Genomic DNA, 6,287 nt, shown 5'->3' on the forward strand with positions numbered 1-6,287 from the left:
GGGCCGGGCACCCACTCGCTCGCCTGGCCCCACCCGCTTGCCTGCCACCCACTTGCTTGCCTGCCACCCACTTGCTTACCTGCGACTGACTCGCGCGCCCGCGACCCGTGCGCCCGCGACCCGTGCGCCCGCGACCCGTGCGCCCGCGACCCGTGCGCCCGCGACCCGCGCGCCCGCGAGTCACTCGCCCACCGGAGAACGGAGACATCGTGCGGATCGGACTGCTGGGAACCGGCCCCTGGGCGGAACGGGTGCACGCGCCCGTCCTGGCCGAGCACCCCGGGCTGGAGTTCACCGGCGTCTGGGGACGCCGACCGGAGGCGGCCGAGGCGCTGGGCGCCGCGCACGGCGTGCCCGGGTACGCGGACCTCGACCGGCTGCTGGCCGAGGTGGACGCGGTCTCCATCGCCCTGCCCCCGACCGTGCAGGCGGGCCTCGCGGTACGGGCCGCCGAGGCCGGGTGCCACCTGCTGCTGGACAAGCCGGTCGCGCTGACCGTGCCGGACGCCGAGGCCGTGGTCGAGGCGGTGCGCGAGCACAAGGTCGCGTCGGTGGTCTTCTTCACCGTGCGTTTCGGCGGCGAGCAGATGCCGTGGATCGAGCGGCAGGCGGAGCTCGGCGGCTGGTTCACCGGCCGCTCGGACTGGCTCGGCTCGGTGTTCGCACCCGGCAGCACCAGCCCGTACGCGGCCTCGCCGTGGCGGGTGGAGAAGGGCGCGCTGTGGGACGTCGGCCCGCACGCGCTGTCCGTACTGCTGCCGGTCCTGGGTGACGCGACGCAGGTGACGGCGGTGTCCGGTCCGCTGGACTCCGTGCACCTGGTGGTGCGGCACGCCGGGGGCGCCTCCAGCACGCTCGCGCTCAGCCTGACCGCGCCGCTCGCGGCGGGCGGGACGGGTATGGAGCTGCGCGGCGAGCACGGCGTGGTGCAGCTGCCCCCGCGCGGCGAGGGCCCGGTCGCGGCGCTGCACCGGGCGCTGGACGCCCTGCAGGCCTCGGCGGCCTCGGGCGAGCCGCACCCCTGCGGGGCGGACTTCGGCCTGCGGGTGGTGGAGATCCTGGCCGCCGCCGAGCGCTCGCTGGCGGGCGGTGGACCGGTGGAGGTCTGAGTACCGGCGGACTCCTGAGCGGGCAGAGCGGCGGGGCCGGGTGCGGAGGGAGATCCGCACCCGGCCCCGCCGCGTCACCGGGCCCCGCCGCGTCGCGTGCGAATCACCGGCGAGTCACCCGCCCCCGCCGGGTCGCCCCCACCGCGTCGCCCGCGCGTCAGTCCGGTGGCAGCGGCAGCGGCGGAGGGGTGGCGGAAGGACGGCGGTCGGCGGGGCGGGCCGGCGGGATGACCGGGGCGCGGAAGTCGCGCGGGCCGGTCCACAGGGCCGGGACGGCGTCGCCGCGGCGGGCCAGCTCGTACGCCAGCGCCTCGTAGTTGACCCGCCAGCCGTGGAAGTGCGCCCAGGCCTCCTCGACCGGGCGCTCGCGCGGGAAGCCGGCCGCGGTGATCATCGCGACGGCGCCCAGGTACTCGGCGTAGGTCAGCCGGATCGGGACGTCCGGGTCCGGGTCCGCGTCGAAGTCGAACCGCAGTGAGCGGGCGATGTCGCGCAGGGCGGTGAAGCCGGCCCGGAGCACCAGCCGGGCCTCGGGCGGGGCCGAGCGCGGGCAGAGCGCCAGGTGCAGGGCGGCGGCGTCCATCACGGCGATCAGCCCGACCACCCAGCTGCGGTTGGGCTGGGGGGAGCGGAAGGAGAGCAGCACCGGGTAGTTGGAGTGGCTCTCGCCGATGTCGGCGGCCAGCCGTTCCCAGTCCCGGTAGAGCTGGGGGAGCGCGGTCTCGGTGTCCACCAGGGACTGGCGGGCCAGCAGCTCGGGGCCCCAGGCGGGCTCGCCGGCCCGCGACTGCAGCAGGGTCACCTCGGTCTCGCGGCGCTGGTAGGCGGCGTAGAGGGTCGGCAGGTAGGAGATCTGGAGGGCGATCACCAGCGGGCCGCTGGCGGCCGCCAGGAAGTCGATCGCGGACAGGTGCAGCCGCTCGCCGCTGGCGAAGCCGAGGGTGAAGAGGCTGGACCCGGCCTCGCGCACGGCCACCGACCAGCTGAGTTCGGAGGTGCCGTGCAGCAGCAGGGTGTAGGCGATCAGCATGCAGCTGAGCCACACGCCGAGCATGCCCAGCAGCACCAGCGGCGCCAGCCAGGTGAGCGCCCGGTCCTGCGCGTGGTAGCCGCGGGACGGCCCGGCGAACAGCCGCAGCAGCTTGCGCAGCACCCGCCAGAGCCGCATCACCAGTGCCGAGTAGAGCCCGCGCGGAACGACCAGGGTGCGCAGGATGCTGCCGACGACCAGCAGGAGCAGCAGCGCGCCGAGCGCGGTCTGGATCATCCTCATGGCGCCATTCTGGCGGTACGCCGGGGCTGGGGTGGAACGCTCCGGTACGGGTCGGCCGACCGGGGGCGGCCCGGCACCTGTGCGTCACCCGGCCGCTGCCCGTCCGGCGCTCACCCGAGGCCCGTCCGACGCTCGTCCGCCGTGGGCCTGCCGACCGCCCGCCGACACCCCCGCCGACCGCCTGTCCCACGCCCGTCGCACGGAATATGACCATGATCACACCGAATCGAGGCTTACGTACTGACGTTCCCATCGCGTCTACGTGGACGGAGGAATCAGTCCCACGAGCGAATCGGAGACCGGACTGTGCGTGCTCAGCAAGACGGCGCCGCCGAGGAGGAGAAGCCCGGGCGCCGACGGCTCCGGAAGCGTCGCCCGTCCCCGCGGATCGACTACCCGCGCCGAGGACGGCGCGGGGTCCGCCGCTGGCTCCCGTCCTGGCGGCAGCTGCTGTTCGTGGTCGGGACGGGGGCGACGGCGCTGACGGGCTGGCTGGTCTGGTTCTACGCCACCACCGCCGTCCCGGAGGATCTGAACGCCTTCGCGACCCAGCAGAACAACGTCTACTACTGGGCGGACGGCACCGAGATGGCGCGGATCGGCCCGACCAACCGGCAGGACGTGCCGCTCGACCAGGTTCCGGAGCCGGTGCGGTGGGCAGTGCTGGCCGCCGAGAACGAGACCTTCTACACCGACCCGGGCATCTCCGTGACCGGCATCGGCCGCGCCGTCTTCCAGATGGTCAAGGGCGGCGACACCCAGGGCGGCTCCACCATCACCCAGCAGTACGTCAAGAACATCTACCTGAACCAGCGCCAGGACATGTCCCGCAAACTCAGCGAGATCGTCATCGCGATCAAGCTGGACGACCGGATGCGCAAGCAGGACATCCTGGCCGGCTACCTGAACACCAGCTGGTTCGGGCGCGGCAGTTACGGCATCGAGCGCGCCGCGGCGGCGTACTACGGCAAGGACGTCTCCCAGCTCGACCCGAGCGAAGGCGCCTTCCTGGCCGCCCTGTTGAAGGGCGCCGGGCAGTACGACCCGGGGGTCGGCCCGGAGAACCACAAGCGGGCCGAGGAGCGCTGGTCCTGGATCCTGGACCGCATGGTGGAGGTGGGCAAGCTGTCCGCCGCCGAGCGCGCCCGGTACACGGTGTTCCCCGAGCCGAAGCCGCAGCCGAAGTCGGCGGGGCTGAGCGGCCAGATCGGCTACCTGGTCGACATGGCCCGCGCCTACGTGGAGAGCCACAGCGACATCACCCCGGCCCAGTTCGACCTCGGCGGCCACCAGATCCGCACCACCTTCGAGAAGCCGAAGGTCGACGCCCTGGTCGCGGCCGTCCAGGAGGGCAGCACGGGGATCGACCCGGACAACCGGGAGTCCGACAAGCTCCTGAAGGTCGGCGCCGCCTCGGTCGCCCGGGACGGCCGGATCGTCGCCCTCTACGGCGGCCCCGACTACCTGAAGCAGGGCTTCAACAACGCCAACACCACGACCGTACCGATCGGCTCGGCCTTCACCCCGGTGGTGTACGCCGCCGGGCTCGGCCAGGGAACGCAGCGCCAGCGGGGCGGCAACCGCACCCCGGTGACGCCCGCCACCACCTACAACGGCGACGACGGGGTGAACGTGATGACCCCGGAAGGGCCGTACTGGGGGCGGGACGGGAAGATCGTCAAGACCGCCAACGACGGCAAGCGGAACTGGGGCAACGTCACCCTGCGGAACGCCGTCGAGCAGTCCGTCAACGGGCCGCTGATGCAACTCGGCATGGACGTCGGCCTGGACCGGGTGCAGAACACCGCCACCGACCTCGGCCTGCTCCCCACCAGCCTGGGCGAACTCGTCCCGGCCCTCGCCGTCGGCAACTCCACCCCCAGCGCCGTCCGCACCGCCGACGCGTACGCCACCTTCGCCGCCGGCGGCACCCACACCGACCCCTACTCGGTGCTCGGCGTCTCCCGCAACGGCGTCCAGCTCCCGCTGCGCTTGCCGGCCGCCGCCCAGGCGCTCACCCCGGCGGTCGCGGGCGAGGTGGACGCGGCGCTCAAGGGCTCCGTCCGCGACGGGGCCGCCAAGCCGGTCGCCGAGGCGGGCCCGAACCTGGCCGGCAAACCCGGCACCACCGCGGACCGTACGGCAGGGTGGTTCGTCGGCTACAACGGGCAGCTGTCGACGGCGGTCACCGTGTTCCGCGCGGACCTGAAGGACATGAAGCTCCTCTCCCTCGAAGGCCTGGGCGGCGCCACCCCGGACACCTCCGACGCCGCCCTGCCGACCCGGATCTGGACCGCCTACATGAAGTCCCCGGCCACCCGGTAGCCCTGTCGGCCGCGGGGCCCGTGGAGCGGCGGGCCCCGCAGTGCGCACCCGGAAGGCGGAAGCCACGGCGGCGGGGGAGGGCCCGTCGGCCGCGGCACGGTCGTGAGGTCTGCGGGAGTCAACGTGAACCGGCTTCGCAGAGGCCGGGCTTGTGGGTAGGGCGCCCGGTCGATGTGGCGGCACCGGGAGCATTCCCGGCTGGTGCACGGCGGGTCGACGTACCGGAGCATCGGTCGCCGCCCAGCCTTCCGGAGGGCTGCTGCGACGTTCCGGGACGCAGGATCCCGGATACGATCCGTCCCCTCTCCGAACCGGCAAGGGCCCGTCGCGCTACTAGGCTGAAGCGGATGAAGATGACGTTCGGGCTGTTGGGGCCCCTGGCGGTCGAGGTGGACTCCGTGCCGCAGGTGCTGCCGCGGGCCACCGTGCTGCGGGGGCTGCTGGGCGCGCTGCTGCTCGCGGAGGGGGAGCGGCTGCCGGTGGGGCGGCTGTTGGACCTGGTGTGGGCCGGGCAGGCGGACCGGGTGGGCCGGGGCGCGGTGCACACCGGGATGTCGCGGCTGCGGACCTGGCTCGGGGGCTTCGGGGACGAGAGCGTGGTGCTGGAGTCCGACGCGCAGGGGTACCGGCTGGTGACCGGGCCGGACGCGGTGGACCTCGGGCGGTTCCGCAGGCTGGCCGCCGGAGGGGACCAGGCCGGGGCGATCGGGCTGCGGCGCGGCCCGGTGCTGGCCGGGCTGGAGCGGGTGAACCGGGAGGATCCGCTGGTCGCGTCCGTGGTGGACGAGGTGCGCGCCACCGTCCTGGCGCTGGCCCGGGCCGGCCTCGCCGCCGGAGCGCCGCGGACGGCCGTGCCCGCGCTGACGGCGCTCGCCGAGGAGCACCCGTTCGACGAACCCGTGCAGGCCGCCCTGCTGGAGCTGCTGGCGGCGGACGGCCGGGCGGCCGAGGCGCTGCGCCGCTTCCAGGCGCTGCGCCGGCGGCTGTCCGAGGAGCTCGGGATCGAGCCGGGCGAACAGGTGCAGAACGTCTTCCTGGCGCTGCTGGCGCAGGACCGCGACGGCGCCCGTACGAGCCCGGGGTGTGCCCGGGTTCCCTCCCAACTGCCGCGTGACATACCGGACTTCACGGGGCGGGGCGAACAGGTGCGGCTCGTGCTGGACGCCCTGGCGGCCGGCCGGGTCCCGGTGATCGCCGGCATGGGCGGCATCGGCAAGACGGCGCTGGCCGTCCACACCGCCCACCGCGCCGCCGCCGACTACCCGGACGGCCGGCTGTACGCGGACCTGCGCGGGGCCGACGAGTCGCCCGCCGACCCGGCCGGCGTGCTGGCCGCCTTCCTGCGCGCCCTCGGCGCCGACCCCCGGGAGATCCCGGCCTCGCTGGAGGAGCGTTCCGCGCTCTACCGCACCCTGCTCGCCGGGCGCCGCGCCCTCGTCCTCCTCGACAACGCCGCGGGGGAGCAGCAGCTGGGCCCGCTGCTCCCCGGCACACCGGCGGAGTGGGGCGGCGACCCGGCGCAGGGCCACCCCCCGGGGCGCGGGACCACCCGCGCCCCGCGCACCGCCCGGCCCCGCGGC

4 protein-coding genes are annotated in these 6,287 nt (G+C 74.7%); 3 read left to right on the plus strand and 1 reads right to left on the minus strand.

From position 1 onward, the window contains the following. Positions 1 to 209: 209 nt before the first annotated feature. Entirely contained in the window at positions 210 to 1,109 is a 900-nt protein-coding gene (locus tag ACIQ87_RS19950) for a Gfo/Idh/MocA family protein (protein WP_402408259.1), read from the plus strand. 157 nt (positions 1,110 to 1,266) lie between these two features. Here the strand turns inward: ACIQ87_RS19950 and ACIQ87_RS19955 are convergent, their stop codons facing one another. Beyond that, positions 1,267 to 2,382: a hypothetical protein gene (locus ACIQ87_RS19955; protein ID WP_402408262.1), complete on the minus strand. Its 1,116-nt coding sequence runs from the start codon at positions 2,380 to 2,382 to the stop codon at positions 1,267 to 1,269. A gap of 306 nt (positions 2,383 to 2,688) precedes the next feature. Between ACIQ87_RS19955 and ACIQ87_RS19960 the strand changes: the two genes are divergently transcribed. Continuing rightward, the gene (locus tag ACIQ87_RS19960) at positions 2,689 to 4,707 is read left to right on the plus strand and encodes a transglycosylase domain-containing protein (RefSeq protein WP_402408263.1); all 2,019 of its coding nucleotides are present in this window, start codon (positions 2,689 to 2,691) and stop codon (positions 4,705 to 4,707) included. Positions 4,708 to 5,054: 347 nt separating this feature from the next. Continuing rightward, positions 5,055 to 6,287 (plus strand): BTAD domain-containing putative transcriptional regulator (locus tag ACIQ87_RS19965; protein ID WP_402408266.1); only part of this gene is annotated, 1,233 nt, incomplete at its 3' end.

Origin of the sequence: Kitasatospora sp. NPDC096204, from assembly GCF_044763205.1 — a bacterium.
Taxonomy (GTDB): domain Bacteria; phylum Actinomycetota; class Actinomycetes; order Streptomycetales; family Streptomycetaceae; genus Kitasatospora.